The sequence below is a fragment of the Bradyrhizobium sp. SUTN9-2 genome, assembly GCF_003122645.1.
Lineage (GTDB): Bacteria > Pseudomonadota > Alphaproteobacteria > Rhizobiales > Xanthobacteraceae > Bradyrhizobium > Bradyrhizobium yuanmingense.
Genome location: NZ_LAXE01000001.1, coordinates 6897354 through 6919139 on the forward strand (window position 1 = coordinate 6897354; position 21786 = coordinate 6919139).

The 21786-nt window shown below is 65.1% G+C and carries 20 protein-coding genes; 9 read left to right on the top strand and 11 right to left on the bottom strand.

Annotated elements, in window-relative coordinates:
- The 4 genes from XF30_RS32000 to XF30_RS32015 form a co-directional block, all read left to right on the top strand.
- On the top strand, positions 1–1020 hold a 1020-nt coding region (locus XF30_RS32000; protein ID WP_109144903.1), incomplete at its 5' end, for an SMP-30/gluconolactonase/LRE family protein.
- Between the two features lie 136 nt (positions 1021–1156).
- On the top strand, positions 1157–2278 hold the full coding sequence (locus XF30_RS32005) for a D-alanine--D-alanine ligase family protein (RefSeq protein ID WP_109145934.1): 1122 nt from the start codon (positions 1157–1159) through the stop codon (positions 2276–2278).
- Between the two features lie 58 nt (positions 2279–2336).
- Complete coding sequence (locus XF30_RS32010; protein WP_109144904.1) at positions 2337–3434, top strand: NAD(P)/FAD-dependent oxidoreductase; 1098 nt, start codon at positions 2337–2339, stop codon at positions 3432–3434.
- A 226-nt stretch (positions 3435–3660) separates the two neighbouring features.
- Positions 3661–4971 (top strand): ABC transporter substrate-binding protein, encoded by a 1311-nt coding sequence (locus XF30_RS32015; protein ID WP_057026370.1) that lies wholly within the window; start codon positions 3661–3663, stop codon positions 4969–4971.
- A gap of 199 nt (positions 4972–5170) precedes the next feature.
- Here XF30_RS32015 and XF30_RS32020 read toward each other — a convergent pair whose 3' ends face one another.
- The 8 genes from XF30_RS32020 to XF30_RS32055 form a co-directional block, all read right to left on the bottom strand.
- On the bottom strand, positions 5171–6340 hold the full coding sequence (locus tag XF30_RS32020) for a Gfo/Idh/MocA family protein (RefSeq protein WP_109144905.1): 1170 nt from the start codon (positions 6338–6340) through the stop codon (positions 5171–5173).
- Positions 6341–6453: 113 nt separating this feature from the next.
- Positions 6454–7299, bottom strand: coding sequence for a CmcJ/NvfI family oxidoreductase (locus tag XF30_RS32025; RefSeq protein WP_109144906.1), 846 nt, complete (start codon positions 7297–7299; stop codon positions 6454–6456).
- Between the two features lie 313 nt (positions 7300–7612).
- A complete protein-coding gene (locus XF30_RS32030; RefSeq protein WP_109144907.1) occupies positions 7613–8551 on the bottom strand; it encodes an ABC transporter substrate-binding protein in 939 nt (312 codons plus the stop codon).
- Positions 8548–9648: an LLM class flavin-dependent oxidoreductase gene (locus tag XF30_RS32035; RefSeq protein ID WP_109144908.1), complete on the bottom strand. Its 1101-nt coding sequence runs from the start codon at positions 9646–9648 to the stop codon at positions 8548–8550. The genes XF30_RS32030 and XF30_RS32035 overlap by 4 nt, the downstream gene beginning before the upstream one ends.
- Before the next feature lie 20 nt (positions 9649–9668).
- Positions 9669–10841: an acyl-CoA dehydrogenase family protein gene (locus tag XF30_RS32040; protein WP_109144909.1), complete on the bottom strand. Its 1173-nt coding sequence runs from the start codon at positions 10839–10841 to the stop codon at positions 9669–9671.
- Positions 10835–11632: an ABC transporter ATP-binding protein gene (locus XF30_RS32045; RefSeq protein ID WP_109144910.1), complete on the bottom strand. Its 798-nt coding sequence runs from the start codon at positions 11630–11632 to the stop codon at positions 10835–10837. The genes XF30_RS32040 and XF30_RS32045 overlap by 7 nt, the downstream gene beginning before the upstream one ends.
- Positions 11626–12648, bottom strand: coding sequence for an ABC transporter permease (locus XF30_RS32050; protein WP_109144911.1), 1023 nt, complete (start codon positions 12646–12648; stop codon positions 11626–11628). Before XF30_RS32050 ends, XF30_RS32045 begins: the two co-directional genes overlap by 7 nt.
- Positions 12626–13726 (bottom strand): ABC transporter substrate-binding protein, encoded by a 1101-nt coding sequence (locus XF30_RS32055; protein WP_109144912.1) that lies wholly within the window; start codon positions 13724–13726, stop codon positions 12626–12628. Before XF30_RS32055 ends, XF30_RS32050 begins: the two co-directional genes overlap by 23 nt.
- A gap of 477 nt (positions 13727–14203) precedes the next feature.
- On the opposite strand from XF30_RS32055, the gene XF30_RS32060 reads away from it, so the two are divergent.
- On the top strand, positions 14204–15184 hold the full coding sequence (locus tag XF30_RS32060) for an ABC transporter substrate-binding protein (protein ID WP_109145935.1): 981 nt from the start codon (positions 14204–14206) through the stop codon (positions 15182–15184).
- A gap of 121 nt (positions 15185–15305) precedes the next feature.
- Here the strand turns inward: XF30_RS32060 and XF30_RS32065 are convergent, their stop codons facing one another.
- The gene (locus XF30_RS32065) at positions 15306–15767 is read right to left on the bottom strand and encodes a hypothetical protein (RefSeq protein ID WP_109144913.1); all 462 of its coding nucleotides are present in this window, start codon (positions 15765–15767) and stop codon (positions 15306–15308) included.
- A gap of 341 nt (positions 15768–16108) precedes the next feature.
- Between XF30_RS32065 and glgC the strand changes: the two genes are divergently transcribed.
- From glgC to XF30_RS32080, 3 genes are read left to right on the top strand one after another with little or no spacing between them, the layout of a single operon-like run.
- Positions 16109–17371, top strand: coding sequence for a glucose-1-phosphate adenylyltransferase (gene glgC, locus XF30_RS32070; protein WP_036006706.1), 1263 nt, complete (start codon positions 16109–16111; stop codon positions 17369–17371).
- A complete protein-coding gene (gene glgA / locus XF30_RS32075; RefSeq protein WP_109144914.1) occupies positions 17368–18822 on the top strand; it encodes a glycogen synthase GlgA in 1455 nt (484 codons plus the stop codon). Before glgC ends, glgA begins: the two co-directional genes overlap by 4 nt.
- 31 nt (positions 18823–18853) lie before the next feature.
- Positions 18854–19114: a SemiSWEET transporter gene (locus tag XF30_RS32080; RefSeq protein WP_036006700.1), complete on the top strand. Its 261-nt coding sequence runs from the start codon at positions 18854–18856 to the stop codon at positions 19112–19114.
- Between the two features lie 47 nt (positions 19115–19161).
- On the opposite strand, the gene XF30_RS32085 is transcribed toward XF30_RS32080, so the two are convergent.
- Positions 19162–19956 carry a DODA-type extradiol aromatic ring-opening family dioxygenase gene (locus XF30_RS32085; protein WP_036006697.1) on the bottom strand — a complete coding sequence of 265 codons (795 nt, stop codon included), beginning with the start codon at positions 19954–19956 and terminating at the stop codon, positions 19162–19164.
- 154 nt (positions 19957–20110) lie between these two features.
- Here XF30_RS32085 and XF30_RS32090 point away from each other — a divergent pair, with 154 nt between their 5' ends.
- Positions 20111–20290, top strand: coding sequence for a hypothetical protein (locus XF30_RS32090; protein WP_036006694.1), 180 nt, complete (start codon positions 20111–20113; stop codon positions 20288–20290).
- Between the two features lie 7 nt (positions 20291–20297).
- Here XF30_RS32090 and XF30_RS32095 read toward each other — a convergent pair whose 3' ends face one another.
- Positions 20298–21782, bottom strand: a complete 1485-nt coding sequence (locus XF30_RS32095; RefSeq protein ID WP_109144915.1) for a carboxylesterase/lipase family protein — start codon at positions 21780–21782, stop codon at positions 20298–20300.
- Between the last annotated feature and the right edge of the window lie 4 nt (positions 21783–21786).

The window sequence follows — 21786 nt, forward strand, 5'->3', positions numbered from 1 at the left end:
CCCGACATCATCGCGGTCGATCCGTCCTTCAACGATCTCGCGCAGCCCAACACCGCGATCAAGCGTCTCTACACCGGGCTGCTCTGGGCGGAAGGCCCGGCGTGGAGTGCGCAGGGCCGCTATCTCTTGTGGAGCGACATTCCCAACAACCGGCAGATGCGCTGGACCGAGGACGACGGCCGCGTCAGCGTGTTCCGCTCGCCCTCCAACAATTCCAACGGCAACTCGTTCGACTTCCAGGGCCGCCAGCTCTCCTGCGAACACCTGACGCGGCGGGTGACGCGCTACGAGCATGACGGCACCGCCACCGTGCTCGCCGAGTCCTACCAGGGCAAGAAGCTGAACTCGCCGAACGACATCGCCGCGCATCCCGACGGCAGCTATTGGTTCACCGATCCGCCGTATGGCGGCCAGCTCTACGAAGGCGAGCCCGACGTCGCGGGCGGCCCGAGCAATGCAGGCGGCAAGCTCAATCCGCGGATCGGGCAGCCGGCCGGCTTCGTGCCGGGCAAGCGCGAGCTGCCGACCAATTGCTATCGCATCGATCCCTCCGGCCGCATCGACCTCGTCGTCACCGAAGACCAGGTGCCCGACCCGAACGGGCTCTGCTTCTCGCCCGACTACAAGAAGCTCTACATCGCCTCGACCGGCAAGGGTCCGGGCGACACCGGCCCCGGCGGCAAGGGCGAGATCTTCGTGTTCGACGTCGGCAGCGACAACAAGCTGTCGAACCTGAAGAAGTTCACCGATTGCGTGATCGACGGCGTGAAGTGCGGACCGGATGGCCTGCGTTGCGACGTCAACGGCAATCTCTGGGCCTCCAGCAATGCCGGACGCGCCGTCGGCTACAGCGGCGTCACGGTGTGGTCGCCGGAGGGCAAGCTGCTCGGCCGCATCCGTCTGCCGGAAGTGTGCGGCAACGTCTGCTTCGGCGGCCCCAAGCGCAACCGCCTGTTCATGGCCGCGAGCCAATCGCTCTACGCGGTATATACGGCGACGCAGGGCGCAGGGCCGGGCTGAAACGCAGCGAGCCTTGCTACGACATGGCGCCGGCGGCCCTCGCCGGCGCCGAACTTTTTTGATCGAAGCACCAACCTGCCAACAGAGGTGACTTTCGGACAGAGCACGTCATAAATGAGCCATGGCAAACAAAATATTGGCAGACAAAATTCGCGTCGTTGTTCTCTATGGCGGCAGGTCCGGCGAGCATGAGGTCTCGCTGAAATCGGCGGCCTCCGCATTCAGGCATCTCGACCGCACCCGCTTCGAGGTGATCCCGGTCTCCATCGACAAGGAGGGCCGCTGGCAATGGAACGATCTTGGTGCGCTCGATCTGGCGCAGACGACGTCCTTGCCGATCCTGCCCAATGCGCCCGAGATACGGCTCGCCAGAGAACCTGACGGACGGGTGGCTCTCATGCCTGTAACCGCAGGGACGATGGATCCGCTCGAGATCGACGTCGTCTTTCCGGTCATCCATGGCCCGCTTTGCGAGGACGGCACCGTGCAGGGCCTGCTTGAATTGGCCGACGTCGCCTATGTCGGATCCGGCGTTCTCGCCTCTGCCGTCAGCATGGACAAGGACGTCGCCAAGCGGCTCGCCGAATTCGCCGGCATTCCGGTCGCGCCCTATCGCGTGCTCACAAGCAAGGCCTTCGCGCAGGACCGTAGCTCGTCGCTTGCGAAGGCGGCCGGGGGCCTGAGCCTCCCGGTGTTCGTCAAGCCGTGCAATATGGGCTCCAGTGTCGGCATTCACAAGGTCAAGACCTTGGATGCGCTCGGAGCGGCGCTCGACGATGCCTTTCGTTATGACATCAAGGTGCTGGTCGAACAGGGCATCGACGCACGCGAGATCGAGGTCGCGGTGCTCGAGGGCGAGACGCTGTTCGCCAGCGTTGCCAGCGAGCTCAATCCGAACGCCCATCACGAGTTCTATTCCTACGAAGCGAAATATATCGATCCTGACGGCGCCCGGGTCGATCTTCCCGCGAGGTTGGACGCGGCGCAGATGGAGCGCGTGCGCGCGCTGGCGACGCAGGTGTTCGCGGCGCTCGAATGCAGCGGCTTCGCGCGCGTCGACTTCTTCCTCGACCGGCAAACCGGAAACTTCTATTTCAATGAGATCAACACCCTGCCCGGCTTCACCTCGATCAGCATGTATCCGAAGATGATGGAAGCCTCGGGCGTGCCTTATAGCGAGCTGCTGACGCGCCTCATCGACCTGGCGCTGGAGCGGCACCGGCAGCGGCAATCGCTGGAACGGGGTTACGCGAGCTAGGTTGTCTCCGCTCGGGAGCAAAGCGCCCCACGAATTGACGCGAACCGGGGTAGATACCATGCGCGTTGTGATCTGCGGCGGCGGCGTGATCGGGGCCTGCACCGCTTATTTCCTTCGCCGCCACGGCATCGACGCGATCGTCGTGGAGCGAACCGAGGTCGCAGCTGCTGCCTCCGGCAAGGCCGGCGGCTTCCTGGCCCAGGACTGGTGCGCCGGCACGTCGCTCGACGCGCTCGCGCGGCGTAGCTTTGCACTTCACGCGCAACTGCCGGAGGAGATCGCCGGCGATTGGGGCTACCGGCCGATGACCGCCTATAGCGGCTTCGTTGCCACCGAGGGCACTGCGCGCAAGGACGCACCATCCGCACTCGGCTGGCTCAGCAACGGCGTCGTCATCACACAACGCATCGGTACGATAGAGACAACGGCAATCGTTCATCCCCGCAAGTTCACGTCGGCTGTGATGAACGCGGCCCTTGCGCAAGGCGCGGAGCTTTACCCTGGCCGTGTCACCGGCATCGTGCGCGATGGCGACCATGCGGCCGGCGTCGAGATCGAAGGCACCCTGGTCGAGGCGAATGCCGTCGTGATCGCGATGGGACCGTGGTCGCTGCTCGCGTCGCCATGGACCAGCCTGCCGGCCGTTTACGGCCAGCGCAGCCCTAGCATCGTGTACGACACCGCCTCCGACGTGCCGGCCGATGCGTTATTCCTGGAGTATGAGGAAGCCGGCAGCGCGGTCTCGATCGAGGTCTTCCCGCGCGCCGATGGCAGCACACACATCACGGCCCTCTCCGACATCGCAGCGCTGCCGCTCGATCCTGCCGCCGTGACGCCGGACGTTGATGCGATCGCCCGGCTGCAACGCATGTCGGAGCGGCTGTCACCGCTGTTCCGTCCCGAAAGGATCATCGCACAGCAGGCCTGTTTCCGTCCGGTGACGGAGGACGGCTTGCCGCTGATCGGCAAGGTGCCGTACAGCGAGGGTCTCTATGTTGCGACCGGACACAATGTCTGGGGCATCCTCAATGCACCCGCCACCGGAGAAGCGCTGGCGCAGTTGATCGCCGAGGGCGCAACGCGCGAGATCGACCTGTCGCCATTCGATCCCGCCCGGCTGACACCGCTTGATCCATCCCTGCTGCAGGCACGCTGAACCACTTGACGGCATCGGCCGCCGCTCGCTCGCGGCCGGCCCAGGCCAACATCAGGCCCCATCCGCTCCACGGGACGCGGTGGGCCTCTCTCCTTAGCCTTCGCAACTGCGTTGTGCCGCCGCTGGCGCCCATCGACCTTGGGCGATGTTGACTTTCCGCCGCCCCCCTCCACATACTTCGCAAAAAAGCAACCAATCATAAGAACGGGTTTTGAGGGAGGATAGGATGCCGACTTCACGCAGGCAGCTGCTGAAGACATCGGCGGCTGCCGCCGCCGCACTCAGCCTCGATTGGACACGCGCCCAGGCACAAGCCGAGACTATACGCATCGGCCTGATCTACGACCTCACCGGCCCCTTCGCCGCCGGCGGCTCGGTCGCCTCCTCGATCGGCGCGCAGATCGCCATCGATCTCGTCAACGAGAAAGGCGGTGTCGGCGGCAAATACAAGGTTGCTCCGGTCGCCGCGGATTCGCAGAGCAAGCCCGACGTTGCGATCAACGAGGCCGAACGCCTGATCAGCCAAGAGAAGATCGACATCCTCAACGGCGTCTATGCGAGCTCGCATGCGGTGCCTCTCGCGGCCAAGGTCGAGCAGCAGAAGAAGATCCTCTGGATCACGACCGCGGTCTCGACCGCCGTGTTCAAGGACAAGAACCTGCAACACGTATTTCGCGCGCAAATCCATTCGGATCAATACGGCCAGGCCTTTGCAAGCTTCCTCACCGAGCACGCCAAAGCCAAGCTCGGCATGGATCCGAAGGAGGTCAAGGTCGCGTTGATCCACGAGGACGGCCCTTATGGCGTCGGCGTTGCCTCGGCCGACGAGGCCTACGCCAAGGAGGCCGGCATTCCGGTGGTGCTGCGCGAAGGCTATTCGGCCTCGGCGCCCGACCTGTCGGTGCTGGTGACGAAGATCAAGCGGGCCAAGGCCGACGTGATCTCGCACGCGGGCTACAACCCTGACATCACCCTGTTCCTGCGCCAGGCCCGCGAGAGCGGGTTGCGCTTCAAGATGCTGTTCGGAGCCGGTGCCGGCTACAGCCAACTCGACAAGTTGCGCGCCACGTTCGGCGCCGACATCGACAATTTCTGCAACATCGACCCGGTGCCGGCACAGCTGCTCGATCCCGCCAAGCTCGCGCCCGGCATGGGCGATCTGATCAAGACCATGGTCAGTCGCTACCAGGCCAAGACCGGCGCCACCGACGTGCCACCGCACTGCTCGATGGGCTTCAACCAGACCTGGGTGCTGCTCAACAACGTGCTGCCTGTCGCCAAGGAGAAGTACGGCAGCTTCGAGCCCGAGGCGATCCGGAAAGCGGCGCTCGACGTCGACATCCCCGCGGGCGGCACGATCCAGGGCTATGGCGTGAAATTCTTCCCGCCGGGCACGCCGCTCTCCGGCCAGAACGAACGTTCGACGCCGGTCGTGATGCAGAACGCCGGCGCGCACATCTCCGTCGTGTGGCCGACCAACATCCGCACGCAGGACCCGGTCTTCCCGCTGCCGAAGGGCTCGACCTACGGGGCGTGAGGGGGCGGCACGGGCAGTGTACACCCTCTCCCCTTGCGGGAGAGGGTGGCTCGCCGCGTTGCGGCGAGACGGGTGAGGGGTCTCCCTCCGCGTGTTCAACTCTCATTGGGATGCGCGGAAACAACCCCTCATCCGGCGCTTCGCGCCACCTTGTCCCGCAAGGGGAGAAGGGAAGCGTGCCTGCGGAGACACGTTGCTTTCACAACACCACCCGCCGCCCCTCCTCCGCCGCCCAATATCCTGCGTAGTTCACCTTGATCGTCTCATAGGCCAGCGCGAGGTCCGACAGCGGCTGGCGGCCCGTCGCGACGCATTCCATGAAGTCCTGGATCTCCTGCAAATAGCCGCGCGTCCATTCCTCCTCGAGGCAGACATATTGCCAGCCGGTTTTGCGGTCGACCTTCTCGGTGATGTAGACGGAAGCGAGCTTCTCCTCGCTGGTCTGATAGCTCATCAGATGATTGTTGGGCGTGATGTTGGCAAACAGCGAGCCGCCGCTCGTATAGGTCTCGATCAGATTGCGCACGCCGCCCATGATCATGTCGCCGGAGAACACCGTCGCCTTGGTGCCGTCCGAGAAAGTGGCGGTGAGCGTGCCCCAGTCCTCGACATCGACGGGATTGGCCTTGATGTAGCTGCGCTCCTCCGGCTTGAGCCCAGCGGTGACGTTGCCGACATCGCCGGTGACGCTGGCCACATGGATGCGCTCGCCGCGCGCCTTGGCTTCGACCTGCTTCAGATACAGCACGGCCGAGAGGGGATGGCAGCCCATGCGGATCAGCGAGCCGCCGCCGGTCATCGCCCATTGCGCGGCATGCGCGGCGTGCGAGCCGGAATGGCTCTCCTCGCCCTTCATGAACAGAATCTTGTCCTTGGTCGCCTTGATGATCTCGGCGGTCTTGGTTACGGCCGGCGCGTAGATCCAGTCCTCGGCATACATGAAGAGCTTGCCCGTGCGCTCGATCGCGGCGCGCGTCCTGTCCATCTCTTCGATCACGCGTTCATACATCAGCGCCTTCGGCACGTGCTTGCCGATCGGCTGCTGATCGCCTTCGCGGCCGAAATAGCCGGCGAACGGCTTTTCGCAGATGACGTGCTTGCCGGACTGCATGGCGGCGACGATCATCTCGGCGTGAAGATTGGGCGGGGTGCAGATGTCGACGACGTCGAGATCGCGGTCGGCGATCAGCTCGGCGAAGCTGCGGTAAACACGCGGGATATTGTGATGCCCGGCAAACGCGACAACCTTGTCGCCGCGGGCAACAACCGCCGCGACCTCGACGTCAACGCCATAGACGCGCCGGAACGCATACATGTGCAGCTCCGACACGAAGCCGCAGCCGACGAGTCCTACCCTGATCCTTGTCATAGCGCCCCCTTTGCATTGGGCGGCACTATAGCGCGCTCGGACGCCTAATCCACCGAGACCTGAACGACGCCCGCGCCCATGATGCATGGACCCGGCAGGGCCATCACACGTTGTTACTGCCGGTGGAACACCAGCGTGCGGACTTCGATGCTCTCGCGGGGCGCAGCATCGGCCGGCGTGGTCGGATCGACGAATGCGGTATGCGGCCCGAAACGGGTCCGGCCGTCGGTTGCGGAATCGTAGCACTTCAGCAGCAGCGCCTCATCCGGCGTCATCTCCGGGAAATAGAACCAGCGGTGGTTCGGATTGTATTTCACCGAATAGGTCTCGCCGCGGCGGTTGGGATAGATCAGGTCGGAAGCGACGAGGTCTTCCGGCTTGACCGTGGTGCCGTCGGCCATGGCGAGCGGTGAATCCCGCAAGGGACCGCGGATCGGCCGCCACAGATTGATCACCTGAACGCGCCCCTCCAGCAGCTCCTCGGCCTCATCGGGCAGATGCTCGCGGACGCGGTTGACGCCGGAGATTGCCGTCTGGTCGACATGGACGCGCGTGGCCGGCTGACGCGGGCCGCCGTCGCGGATATCCGGCGCGCCTTCGACACGCTTGCGCACGGTGTGGTCGAAGATGACGACGCGGTCGGCCTTCAGCGTCGCGCGCAGGAACGCCTCGACCGCTGGATAGTAGACGCTGCGGATTTCCTCGTCGTTGTAAAAATCCTTCACCTGGGTCGGATGACGCACCAACGCAAAGCCCTCGCGATCCAGCGAGAAGTTCTGCGCGATCAGCCGCGCATCGAAGATCGGCACCTGATGCGGCTCCGGCAGCGAGGTGGTTTTCGGCTCACCCGGCGGCGGATCGAACGCGTAGGTGCGCGGCTTGCCGTCGATCGGTGCGAGATAATTGAGTTCGGCGGTGACGAAGGGAAGCGATTCGATTTTTGTTTCTTGCAGGCCCATGGCCGGTCTCCCGATGTGGTCGTCGGATTGATCTTTGCGGGAGTGCGCCGTGCCGCAAGAGCTGCGGCGCAAATAGCAATGAGGGTGTTGCCGGGCGGTGAGAATGCAGAAGGAATCTTTCGAAGAAGGCGATTGCGCTGGAACGTGCTCGTCGCGCTTCACGAATGCTTGAGTGACTCGTGAGCTCTCACACCCACAGTCGTCATTCCGGGGCGCCCGAAGGGCGAGCCCGGAATCCATCGAGCCGCAATGTCTGTCGATGAATGGATTCCGGGCTCGCGACTTCGTCGCGCCCCGGAATGACGACGGAGCATTACAACCCCACCTTCGCGATCGCGTCCGTGAACGAGCGATCGACGATCTCCGCGGCATCCAGCCTCTGCTTGATCAGGCCCCAGCGAAAATAGAGGTCGATCGTCGCCTGCTCGTCTTTGACCACGCCGTCATCGATCGGCGCGATCCTGATCTTGGCGCGTGACAGCCAGTTCTGCGGCACGGCGGTGGGGATGTTCATCAACCTGCCCCAGGTCGCGGCATAGCTGTCGATATTGTTTAGCGACCAGGCCCGCGCCGCGGTGAGGCGGCGGATGAAATCGGTCAGCTCGGCGCGCTTGTCCCTGATCGCGTCGGGCCGCGCTACCTGGAAGCTCAGCCCCGGCGTCAGCCCTTCCGAGGTGATGACGCGCCGCGACTTGAACAGCACCTCCTCCTGGCTCACATACGGCTCCCAGGTCGACCATGCATCGACCGAGCCTTGCGTGTAGGCGATCTTGGCGTCGGACGGCGCCAGGAACGCGATCTGGACGTCGTTCGCGCTCCAGCCGTTCTTCTCCAGCGCAGCAAGGATCAGCTGATGGCCGATCGAGCCGCGGCCGGTCGCGATCTTCTTACCCCGGAGATCGGCAAAGCTCTTGATCGGCGAATTCTCGGGCACGAGGATGGCGAGCCCCTCGCGCGTCTGCCGGATAGCAGCGATCGCCTTCACCGGCGCGCCCGACGCGGCGGCGAAGGTGAAGGGCGCATCGCCAACGAGGCCGGTCTCGATCGCGCCGGCGCTGAGCGCTTCCAGAAGCGGCGCGGCCGCCGGAAACTCCCTCCACTCGATCTTGTAGGGCACATCCTTGAGCACGCCGGCCGCTTCCATCACGGCCTGCGCATTGCCCTTCTGGTCCCCGACACGGAGCGTGGTTTGCGCAGCTGCGACTTCGAACGAAGCGAACAGCAGCGCGCCGGCCAACATGAGGCGGATCATTCTGCGGCCTCGCCGCGAACGGCCTGGCGCTTGGCGACCAGCTCGCGTGTCAGCGGGATCAGCTCCCGGCCGTATTCGATGCTATCGATCAGCGGATCGAAGCCGCGGATTAGGAAATGGCTGATGCCGAGATCGTAATAGTCAGCGAAGACCTCCGCAACCTGCTCGGGCGTGCCGACCAGTGCCGTGGTGTTGCTGTTGGCGCCGGTCAGCTTTGCGATCTCGGTCCAGAGCCGCTTGTCGATGCGGCTGCCCTGATCGGCGAGCGCGAGCAGGCGCCGTGCGCCGGCGGTGGCATGCCCGTCAGCGGGCTTGCGATAGCCGGTCTTGTCCTGGAGCGCGGTGGCGCGCGCGAGAATTTCCTCCGCCTTCTCCCAGGCCTGCTTCTCGGTCGGTGCAATGATCGGCCGCACCGACAGGCTGAAGCGCGGCGTCGGCCGCCCCTGCCGCACCGCGGCGTTGTGCACGCGCGAGGTGATATCGCGCACCTGCGCGTAGGATTCGCCCCACAGCGCAAAGGTGTCGGCATGCTTGCCAGCGACGTCGATCGCCGCATCCGAGGCGCCGCCGAAATAGACGCGGATGCCTTCGGGGCGATACGGCTTCACCTGCGAGAAGGCGTTCTCGACCTGGTAGTACCTGCCCTTGTAGCTGAACGGCTTGTCGCTGCTCCATTGCAGCTTGAGCACGTCGAGGAATTCAGAGGTGCGGGCATAGCGCTCGTCCTTGTCGTCGAGCGTGTTGCCGTCTTGCCGCAGTTCGGTGGCGTTGCCGCCGGTGATGACATGGAGCGCGACGCGGCCGCGGGAAAACTGGTCGAGCACGGCGAACTGCCGCGCCAGCAATGTCGGGGCGGTAAAGCCGGGCCGCTGCGCGATGAGCACGTTGAGCCTCTCGGTGTGATTGAGCACGTGCTGGGCGACCTGGAGCGCATCGGGCGAGGTCGAATGAAACGCCAGCAGCGCGCGGTCGAAGCCGGCATTCTCATGCGCCTTCGCCACCGTCTCGATATGGGTCGGATTGAGCACCGGTCCTTCCCGGACGATGGTCTCGGACGAATTGTTGTTGCTGATGAAGCCGATGAACTCGATCGACATGATCGTCTCCCTGTTGATCCCTAGAGGCCGAGTGCGAGGCGGCCGAGGCCGATGCGCGTGGAATCATCCTGCGGCGTGTGCACGCGGCCGCACAGCACGTCGCGATAATGCCGCTCCAGCGGATTGGCGCGGCTGAGCCCGTGGTTACCGGTCAACGACAGCGCGTCCTCGACGACGGCAACGGCGTTGTTGGTCACGGTCAGCTTGATGACGTTGGATTCACCGGCAGAGAGATCGACGCCATCGTCGAAGTCGCGGGCAGCCGTGTCGATCAAACGTGCGTTGACCGCAAGCCGCGCCTCGATGGCCCCGACGATCTCCTGCGCGCGGGCTAAGGTCGCCAGCGGCGCGCCGAGGCTGGCAGGCACGCGCTGCTTCAGGAAATTGATCAGCCAGTCGCGCGCGGCGCGGGCAACGCCGTCGTAGATCGCGGCGATGAAGACGGTGTGCACAGTCTGCTGCGTAACGTCGAGCGTGCGCCAGTCCGCCGGCTTGCGCAAATCGACCTCGGCGTCGAGCGGGACCACGACGTCGTCGAAGATGACGTCGTGGCTGCCGCTGGCGCGCAGGCCGTGATGGTCCCAGGTCTGGACGATGCGCGTGCCCGGCAGGCCCGCCGGCACCAGGAACTGGCCGACGCGCGGCTCCGCCTCGTCGGTGCGCGCCCAGACCAGGTACCATTTCAGGATCGGCGATCCCGTCGAGTAGATCTTGTGGCCGGAGAGGCGCCAGCCGGTTTCGGTGCGCCGCGCGACCGTCGCCGGCAACCCTCCGCGCGCAGGCGAGCCGAGCTCCGGCTCCACGCGCAGGGCATTGATAAGGGCGATGCCCTCAACACTTTCGCGCGCGAGCTTGCGCGACAGTCGCGCCGGCCAGTTCGGACTGCGCGCCATCACGAGATGATTGATGTAGTGCATCGACAGCACCAGCGCGGTCGACGGATCGGCCTTGCCGAGAATGCCGAGCACGCGCGCGGCATAGCGCGCGCCGGCACCGGCGCCGCCATGAACCGCCGGCACCGTCAGAGACAGCAAGCCTGCCTCCGAGAGCTCGCGAAAATTCTCGAAGGGAAAGCTGCCGAGCCGGTCGTGCTCGGCCGCGCGCGCCGCAAAGCTTGTGGCAAGCGTCGCGGCGCGGGCGATGTAGTCGGGCTCGCTGTGAGCCGTGCGGCCCTTGGCTATGGAGGTCACCATGTGGCGTCCAGCCCCAACAGCCCGAGGATCTGGCGGCGCAGCTCAGCCAAATACGGATCGCCGCGATGGCGCGGATACGGACGATCGACGCGGATATCGGCCTTCACCCGCGCGGGACGATCGCTGAACACGATGACGCGGTTGGCGAGCACCAGCGCCTCCTCCGCATCATGCGTCACCAGCAGTGTGGTGAACCCCTTGCGCTGCCAGAGCGCGACGAGCTCGGCCTGCATGGTGATGCGGGTCAGCGAGTCCAGTTTCCCCAGGGGCTCATCCAGGATCAGGATCTTGGGATCGTTGACCAGCGCCCGCGCCAGCGCGACGCGCTGCGCCATGCCGCCGGAGAGCTGGTGCGGATAGGCGTTGCGGAACGGCGAAAGCCCGACGAGGTCAAGCGCGTCATCGACGCGCTGGCGCTGGCTCCTCAAAATGCCCTGGGCCTCAAGGCCCAGGGCGACGTTGTCCCAGACCGACCGCCAGGGAAACAGGGTCGGATCCTGGAACACGACGACGCGCGAGGGATGCGGGTTCCTGATGCGCTCCTCGTCCTCCCGCAGCCTTCCCGCCTTCGGCTTGTCGAGGCCGGCGATCAGCCGCAGCAAGGTCGACTTGCCGCAGCCGGACGGGCCGAGCAGCGCGACGAACTCGCCGGGCTCGACCGAGATGCTGACGTCGCTCAGCACCGGCAGCTCGGTCCCGTCGATGTCGAAGGCGTGGCTGACCTGCTCGATATCGAGCGCGGCGCCGGTGGCCGGATGCGTGACCGCTTCGGCGAGAGCTGTGGCTACCATTTGACGGTCCCCTTCTGCCAGACCAGGAGGCGATCGCGGATCGCAAACAGCAGCGTGATTGCGCCGGAGCAGAGCAGCGACATCACGATCAGCGCTGCATACATGTTGGCGTAGGCGGCCCAGCCCTGCGCCCATTGCAGGTACCAGCCGAGCCCGGCCTTAACGCCGATCATCTCGGCGACGACGAGCACGGCAAAGGACGAGCCGAGCCCCATGAACAGGCCGACGAACACGTGCGGCAACGCGGCCGGGATCGCGACCTTCAGCACCAGGAACGAAGGCTTTGCCCCCAGCGTGCGCGCGACGTCGTAATAGGCGTTGCTGACGCTCGCGACGCCCGACCAGGTCAGCACGGTAACCGGGAAGCCCGTTGCCAGCGCGATCAGGAAGGTCGAGGCGCTCCAGCTCGACGGAAAGGTGAAGAAGGCGATCGGCAGCCAGGCGGTCGCCGGCAGTGGGCCGATGAAGCGCAGCACCGGATGCACCCAATAACCGACCGCGCGCGACCAGCCGATCGAGACGCCGGTTAGAAAGCCAATCGTGGCGCCGATCAGATAGCCGCCGAGCTGGAGCTTGATCGAGGCAAGGACGCTGTCGAGCAGCTTCGGCAGATCGTCGGTATAGACCTCGATGATCGCCTGCGGCGGCGGGAAGAACGGCAGCGGCAGCCAGGCGAATTTTGCCGTCGCGACCTCCCACACCGTCAGGAACACCCCGAGCGCGACCAGCCATGGCGCGCGCTTGTGCAGCGCCTGTCCTGCCGATCCCAGATAGTCGGCCCCGACGGTGCCGAACAGCGCGAGCGCCGCGATGATGAAGGCGGCGATGCCGAGTGAATGCGTGCGCGACCAATCGCCGACATCCTGCCACCACAGGCAGGACAGGCCGAGGGCGATCCAGGCGACGCTGGCGAGAACGCCGGCGCCGGACTCCCGGATCCAGCTCGCCAGCAGCGGCACGCGCGAGGTGCGCGGCGCGCCCGAGGCAAGGCCGTCAGACAGCGAATACGTCGACATAGATGCGCTCCGCGAATTTGGCGGTGTCGGTGCTCTGCTTGAAGACCTGCACGCTCTTGAGGTCGTCGGCGTAGGCCTTGAGCTCGCGCTTCAAGATCTCGCCGACGGGATGATGATGGTGAGTGTGGTAGCGCACCATGCCCTCGATATCGGCGAGCGTCGCCGCCTTCGGCGCATAGGGCTGGAATGATTTCGCCGCGACCGTCGCATTCTGCGCGGTGAACATCGCGGCATCGAGCAGCGCCTGGGTGATGGCGCGCGCGACTTGAGGCTCTTCGCGCACGAGCGAGCCGCGCAGGCCGAGGATGCAGCAGCTCTTCTCGCGGTACTCCCCATCGAGATTTGAGGCGACCTCCTTGTACTGTGTGTCCTTGAGCCAGAGATAGGCGAGCGGATCGGACGACAGGAACGCCTGCACCTCGCCCTTCTCCACGGCAACGTTGAGCAGATTGCCGGGATAGGCGCGCCAGTCGACGTCCTTCACCGGATCGATGCCGAGTTTGGCCAATTGGATCGAGAAGAAGTTCTTGTCGGGACCGGCGAGATCGCCGACCGCGACGATCTTGCCCTTGAGGTCGGTCAGCTTCGAGACGCCGGAATCGGTGCGCGACAGCACCCGCATGCAGCCGCCATGGGTGCCCGCGGCGATCTTGACGTCAAAACCCTGCTCCAGCGGCTTCAGCCAGCGCAGCGCCATGCCGAGACCGGCATCGCTTTTGCCTGTCGCGATGGCCTCGAGCAGCTGGTCGGTCGAGCCGGAATAGTTGACGAGCTCGACGTCGAGATTATGCTTCTTGAAGAAGCCGTGCTCGATCGCGACCGGCACCGGCGCGAGGCAGACGGCGCCGGCATTCCACGACAGCTTCAGCTTGCGCGGCGCGCCAGTGAGCGCGGGTGCGTCAGAGGCCGTGCGGCACAGCGGAAACTCGGAGAAGTCGACACCCGGCACGATCGCGGGCGGTGCGAAGGCCTGCGCACCCAGCGCGCCGAGCGGCGCCGCGAAAGCGGCGGCAAGCCCTGCCTGAAGCATGTGGCGCCGGTCGAGTTTCGATCCGCTGCGCTGGTTGTCGTTGTTCATCAGCCCCTGGCTCCTGCGCTGGCACGGCTCCGCCTCGTGCGCAACGGGTCGCGTTGCGCATGTTCCGTGCGGAGCTGCGTTGAGAGAAAATTGTTCCGTCGGCGCTTCCCGCGCCACGTTGATGCGATGCGCAAATCATGCGGCGCGTTCGCGGCATCGTCAATGAAATGGATTTTCGAATGTTGCGCGCAGGAAAGTCATTTCTCTCCACCCGCGCATGCGGGAGCGATGAAAGGATTTTCGCAGATGCATGGGCGCTCAAGTTCAAGCGCGACGCCCTTGACTGCCGCGTCCTTGTCCAGTTCGGCCGTGCACGCTGTGTATTCTCGAAAGCAGCGCTCCGCTGAAACGTCATTGCCTGAAGCGCGCACAATACGGTTGGCCATTTCATTGACGGCGCACCGCGCGCTCATAGACTTGATCGTCTCGCTGCACCGTTCGCTCACGCATCGTGAGCAACGCAACAAGACGGATCCAATGAGCATCAACTCTCACGACCATTCCATCACACGCCGGCTCGCCACCTCGCTGCTCGCCGCCGCCATCACGCTATCGACCGCTGCCGCATCGCTCGCCGCCGACATTGTCGTGCTGCGCGTCGGCGACCAGAAGGGCGGCAATCGCTCGCTGCTCGAAATCTCCGGCTATGCGAAGGACCTGCCTTACAGAATCGAATGGTCGGAATTCCCCGCGGCCGCGCCGATCCTCGAAGCGCTCAATGCCGGCGCGCTCGACGTCGGCTACACCGGCGATCTCTCGTTCCTCTCGGTCTATGCCGCGGGCGCGCCGATCAAGGCGATCGGCGGCACGCGCTCGGATGCGAAGACGCAGGCTATCCTGGTGCGTCAGCATTCGCCGATCAAATCGGCGGCCGACCTCAAGGGCAAGCGGCTCGCCGGCACACGCGGCGGCTGGGGCCAGTTCCTGATCGATGCGACACTGGAGAAGGCAGCGATCAAGCTGGAGGATGCGACCTTCGCGCCGCTCGGCCCGGTCGATGCCAAGATCGCGCTGCTCGCCGGCTCGATCGACGCCTGGGCGGTGTGGGAGCCCTACGTCTCGTTCGCGACGTTGAAGGACAAGGCTCGCGTCATCGCCAACGGCGAAGGGCTGACGCCGACCATCACCTTCATCGTCGCCTCCGACAACGCCATCGCCACCAAGCGCGCGGCGGTGCAGGATCTGGTGCAGCGCTTGAACAAGGCGCGACTGTGGTCGCTGGACCATGTCGCCGAATACGCCAAGAACACGGCCGAATTGACCAAGCTGCCCGAGGACGTGCTGCTGTCGGCCTACACCGCGCAGCGCACCGGCCCGATCGTGATCGACGAGAACGTGGTCAAGGAGGTGCAGGAAGCCTCCGACCGCGCGACGCGCTACGGCATCCTGCCGAAGAAGCTCGACGTCAGCAAAGCCGTCGAGCGCAGCTTCACGGCTGCGGCCGTGGGATCGAATTAGGCGACGGCGGGAGGCGCAGGCTTCGCCTCAGGCCAGGGCCATTGCATCTCGCCGCGATCCTGCTCATGCATGTTGCATGCATGAGCCTGATCGTGTGGCTGTCATTCTAGCCGCGCGGTGCTCACCAATAGGCGCGGTAGTAGGGACGGGGATAAACACCGAACGGGCGGTGATAAACCCGGTACGGCCGGTAATAGCCATAGCTGTAATACGGACGGTACGGCCGATAGTATCGCGGATAGACCGGTGCGTAGCCGTAGCCGCCGTAATAGGCGGGGGCATAACCATAACCGTAGCCCGGATATCCGTAGCCGTAGCCACCGTAATAGGGCCGGCCATAATAGCCGTAGCCGTAAGGAGACCCCGCGGCAATGGCGCCGCCGATGAGCGCGCCGGCTGCGAGACCGCCGAGGGCAAAGCCCCAGCCGCTGCCGCGCCAATGCACCGGTGTGACATTGTCACCGGCCGCAGCCTTCATCGTCGCAACGTTGGTCGGCATCGGGGCCGCCGTGGCCTGCCCGATCTGGGCCACCATGACCACCCCGGCCAATGAACAGGCAATCGCCGTCTTCCAGATCCTCATCGTCCTACTCCCTGTCTGACCTTTCGCTTGGAAAAAGGATCGCAGCGTCATGATCGGACATCCTTGCGCCAAGTCAAAGCATTGAATTTCAAAGCCTGGAGTTTGCGTGCACCGCACAAGACGCTTGCCTCCGTTCTGATCAACCGGTGCCCGGCGACGTCATCGCCTGTGACAGCCGCGCGACGGTGGCTGAGGCCCGATCACCCCGGCAAGGCATTAAGCTTCCCGTGCATTCGCAACCAACAACCACCTTCACGATTTACTATTCGTGCCATTACTATCGGTTCCAATGTGCGCGGCCGGGAGGCTTCTCGCGAGCGCCAGAGTTGTGGGAGGATCACATGAGTGCCGCGAGACCCGAGCCGCTTGCCCGTCAGGCGCTGGCGTTTGTCCTGGCCGGAGGACGCGGCAGCCGCCTGCTGGAGCTGACCGACCGCCGCGCCAAGCCGGCGGTCTATTTCGGCGGAAAGTCCCGCATCATCGATTTCGCGCTGTCGAACGCGGTGAACTCCGGCATCCGCCGTATCGCGGTGGCGACCCAATACAAGGCGCACAGCCTGATCCGGCACCTTCAGATGGGCTGGAACTTCTTCCGCCCCGAACGCAACGAGAGTTTTGACATCCTGCCCGCCAGCCAGCGCGTCTCCGAGAGCATGTGGTATGTCGGCACGGCGGACGCGGTGTACCAGAACATCGACATCATCGAATCCCACGCCTGCCGCTTCATCGTCGTGCTGGCCGGAGACCACATCTACAAAATGGACTACGAGGTGATGCTGCGCCAGCACGTCGAGAGCGGCGCCGACGTCACCGTCGGCTGCCTGGAAATGCCGCGGACCGAATCTTCCGGTTTCGGCATCATGCATATCGACGAGAACGGCTGGATCCAGGAGTTCCTGGAGAAGCCGAAGGATCCGCCGCCGATGCCGGGCAAGCCGGACGTCTCGCTCGCCAGCATGGGCATCTACGTGTTCGACGCGAAATTCCTGTTCGACCAGCTCAAGCGCGATGCCGAGGACCCGAACTCGAACCACGATTTCGGCAAGGACATCATTCCCTACCTGGTCAAGAACGGCCGCGCGATGGCGCACCAGTACTCGACCTCCTGCGTCCGCTCCGGCAGCGACACTCGCGCCTATTGGCGCGACGTCGGCACGGTCGACGCCTATTGGGCCGCCAATATCGACCTTACCGACGTGGTGCCCGAGCTCGACCTGTTCGACCGCGCCTGGCCGATCTGGTCCTATGCCGAGATCACGCCGCCGGCGAAATTCGTCCATGACGAGGAGAGCCGGCGCGGCCAGGCGGTGAGCTCGCTGGTCTCCGGCGGCTGCATCATCTCCGGAGCGTCGCTGCGCCGCTCGCTGCTGTTCACCGGCGTGCGCATCAACTCCTACGCCAATGTCGAGAATGCCGTGATCATGCCTTACGTGAGTGTCGGCCGCGGCGCCCGCTTGAGGAACGTCGTCATCGACCGCGGCGTCGAGATCCCGGAAGGGCTCGTCGTCGGCGAGGATCCCGAGTTCGACGGAAAGCGCTTCCGCACCACCGAGCAGGGCATCTCGCTGATCACCCAGCCGATGATCGACAGGCTCAATACATGACGCCTGTTCGCGTCCTCGCGGTCGCCTCTGAAGTCTATCCCCTCGTCAAGACCGGCGGCCTCGCAGATGTCGCCGGCGCGCTGCCGGTTGCGCTGAAGGCGCATGGCGTCGAGATGCGCACCTTGCTGCCGGGCTATCCCGACGTGATGCGCCTTTTGTCCGGCACAGAGGAACTGCGGCGCTGGTCGGATTATTTCGGCGGCCCCGGCCGGCTGCTGGCGGGCTCGCATGCCGGGCTCGATCTGTTCGTGCTGGACGTGCCGCATCTCTATGCGCGGCCAGGCAACCCCTATGTCACCACTGACGGCGTCGACTGGGCAGACAACGGCGTGCGCTTCGCCGCGCTGTCGCGCGTGGCGGCCGATATCGGCCACGGCCTCGTGCCGGCCTTCGTGCCCGATGTCGTGCACGCCCACGATTGGCAGGCGGGGCTCGCGCCGGCCTATCTGCACTACGACAATCGTCCACGGCCCGGCACCGTGATGACCATCCACAACATGGCCTACCAGGGCAAGTTCGCCCCTGAGCTGATCGGATCGATCGGCCTGCCCTGGCATGCCTTCAACGTCAACGAACTGGAATATTTCGGCGGCATCAGCTTCTTGAAGGCCGGCTTGAGCCTTGCCGATCGTATCACCACGGTATCGCCGACCTACGCGAAGGAAATCCAGAGCGACGAAGGCGGCATGGGCCTCGGCGGCCTGCTTCGTGAACGATCCAACGTGCTGAGCGGCATCCTCAACGGCATCGACACCGAGGTCTGGAATCCGCAAACCGATCCCCACATCGCCTACCGCTTCGGCGCGGAAGACCTGACCTTCCGGGCCGCGAACAAGGCGGTGCTGCAGCAGCAGTTCAACCTCGATTCCTCGGACGAAGCGCCGCTGCTCGGCGTCATCAGCCGGCTGTCGTGGCAGAAGGGGCTCGATCTCCTGATGGAGGCCATCCCGACCATCCTGCGCGAAGGCATGCAGCTCGCGCTGCTCGGCAGCGGCGACCGCGATCTGCAGGATGGCTACCAGGCCGCGGCCCGCGCCAATCCGGGCCGGATCGGCGTCGTGATCGGCTATGACGAGATTCTGGCGCATTTGATCCAGGCCGGCTCGGACGCGCTGATCGTGCCGTCGCGCTTCGAGCCGTGCGGCCTGACCCAGCTCTGCGCGCTGCGCTATGGCGCAGTGCCGATCGTCTCGCGCGTCGGCGGCCTCGAAGACACCATCGTCGATATCGGCGAGGCCGACGCGTCCGGCCACGATGCCACCGGCTTCAAATTCGCCCCCGTGACGGCGGATGCCCTCGCCGGCACGCTGCGCAAGGCCAACACCGCCTTCCACGACAAGCTGACCTGGCGCCGCCTGCAACGCAGCGGCCTTGCGACCGACGTCTCCTGGCGTAATCGCGCCGGCGACTATGCCTCGCTGTACCGCGATCTCATGGCGGCGCGCGCGTGAGGCAGAGCCGAATCCATGCTATAGAGCCGACATGGACCCCTTCGCGATCAAGCTGCTCGGCTTTGCCGCCGCCACCTGCACCACCGTCGCCTACGCGCCGCAGTTCATCAAGGTCTGGAAGACCCGCTCGGCGCGCGACATTTCTCTCGGCATGTTTCTGGTCATGATGCTGGGCCTCACGCTCTGGCTCATCTACGGCCTGCTTTCAGGCGATGCCCCCCTGGTCGCGGCGAACGCCGTCACCATGGTTCTCGCCGGCGGCATTCTGGTGATGAAGCTGAGATATGGGTGAGGCTTTCTTCGCCTCTCCCCGCTTGCGGGACGACGGAGAAGAGATCATTACCCAAACACATACGAGGCCATCGCCACATGCGCGACCTCGTCGACGAAGACGCGCCGTCCGACGTCGCTTCCCGCAGCACCGGCCGCCACCATCAGCGGCAGCAGATGGTCCTCGCGCGGATGTGCAAGGCGTGCGCTCGGTGCATTCTCCCAATCGACCAGCATGGCATTGCGGCGCGCCGCATCGGGGTTGCTGATCGCCTCGTTCAGATAGGCCTCGAAATCATACGAGACGGGCTTGGACTCCGGACGGTTGAAGCCGCGCATGTTGTGATAGGTCAGGCCGCTGCCGACGATCAGGATGCCTTCGTCGCGCAAGGATGCGATCGCCTGCCCCACCTTGACGTGCTCGGCCGCGTCATAGCTGGACTTCAGCGACAGCAGCACGATCGGCATGTCGGCATTCGGATACATCAGCCCGAGCGGAACGAACGTGCCGTGATCGAAACCCTGGTCGGGATCTTCGCGGCAATCGAGGCCGGCATGCGTGAGCAGCGCCTTCACTTGCGCGGCAAGCTCGGGCTTGCCCGGCGCCGGATATTTGATGTGGTAGGTATGCTCGGGGAAACCGTAATAATCGTAGACCATCGGTGGATGCGGCGAGGTCGACACCGTGAAGGCGTCGGCTTCCCAATGCCCGGTGATGACCAGCACGGCCTTCGGCCTCTCGGGCAGAAGCTGCGGCAAGTTCGCGAACGCCTCGGCGGTCTTGGCATATTGCACCCGCCTGTCCTCCATGAAGGGCCAGGGGCCGCCGCCATGCGACAGGAACAGGGTCGGAAGTCGCGTCATCGGCTCGTCTCGTTGACAACAGGCACGTGCGAGCGGTCCGCACGATCGGCGATGAGCATAGGCAAAGCGGCATGGTTAGCAAGTCGTTAACGATTTGCCGCCCAGAATCCCCGCTGGGCCGAAGCAGTCGGCCTGAAGACAAGTGAGACGTACGATGAGGAAGTTTGCGCTGGGGGACGTCGTCAACAGTGACAAGGGCCGCCGCGGTGTCGTCCGCGCCGCCTTCAAGTCGCGGGATGGCCAGCAGTTCTATGCCGTCGAGAAGGACGGCGCGATGGATTATCTGGAGGAAGACCGGCTCAGCCCGGCGCCGCGCGTCGAGCTCGCGGCTTAAATCCGCTTCATCTCCTGCCCTCATTTGCGAGCCGGTCGAGACGATCCGCGATCGGATCGTCGCCGCTCGCGATGCCGTCGTTCGTGATCAGCAGCAGGCGATCGCCGCTGGCTGCGTCCCAGCGTGGCAGGTCGGGACCATGTAGGTCGGGACCATTGGGATCGCCACTTCGGGCGAAGTTTATCCAATAGGCGCGCATGCGGCCTGCGACCTCGCGGTCGCGCCGCGACAGGATGCCCGCACCGGGCACGCCTTCCGTACCGAAGATGAACTGCAGCTCGCGCCCGTGGCCGACGTCCGGATTGGCGCGCCTGGCCTCCGGCACATAGGCGAAGCGGTAGCGAAAGGTCGGCGCGCCGCCTGCCGCGTGCAGACGTGCCAGCAGCCGCACCGGCTCGGAAAAGACCTTGTCGGTGTAAATTCTTGCCGCGAGATCCGAAGGACTGGCAAGATCGGGATAGAGCTTGCGCAATTCGCCGTCGCCCGCGCCCGGCGGCGCAAGCTCCCCCTTGATCGCGGTCTCGTTCTCCAGGCCGGTCTCGTCCTCGTTCGAGCCGATGATCAGGGGAATGCGGCTCTGGCGTCCGGCCGCAAAGCCCGCGGCGAGGTCCTCGGTCGCGAGACGTCCATCCATCATCGGTGCAAAGCTGTGCGGCGATGTCTCCAGCAATTGTTTCTCGGCGGCCAGCAGGCGCCGCGGCTCGACCGCGCGCAGATCCGTCTTCGGCGAAAGCGCGGCCACGAAGAGCCGGCCGATGGCCTCCGCCTCTTCCGCCGAACGCAGGCGCGCGCGGCCGGGCACCGATTGCAGAATGGCCTTGTGGAACAGATTGCGCGCTTGCGCGGACAGCATCAGCAGCGCAATCGATGTCGCGCCTGCATCGCTGCCGAACAACGTGACGTTATCAGGATCGCCGCCGAACGCCGCGATATTGTCGTGCACCCAGTGCAGCGCGGCGATCTGGTCCATCAGGCCGAAATTGCCGGAGCCGGCGTCCGACAGCGCGGGATGCGAGAGCCAGCCGAGCGCGCCGAGGCGATAATTCACGGTGACCACGATGAGGCCCGCCTGCGCCAGCTTGGCGCCAACGAACAGCGCATCGTTCGCGGTGCCCGTGACGAACGCGCCGCCATGGATGAACACCATCACCGGCAACGGGCCGTCGACCCCGAAAGGACGAAACACGTTCAGCGTCAGGCAATCCTCGCTCGCCGCCGGCAGCGCCGGCTGAAGGCACGGCGCGCCGTAATCGTAGGCGGTGCGCATCTCCGAGCTTTCGGTCGTCGGCTGCGGCGGTTGCCAGCGCAGCGCGCCGAGCGGCGGCGCCGCGTAAGCCAGCCCCTTGAACGAGGCCACCTCGCCTTCCACGGCGCCGAGCATCTGCCCTTCACGCGTCAGCGCGAATGGAAACTGCCCGACCGGCTGGGCGACGGCCGAGCCGGCGCCACACAAGACTGCAATAGCCGCAACGAATGCAAGCAGGGCCCGCATCTTC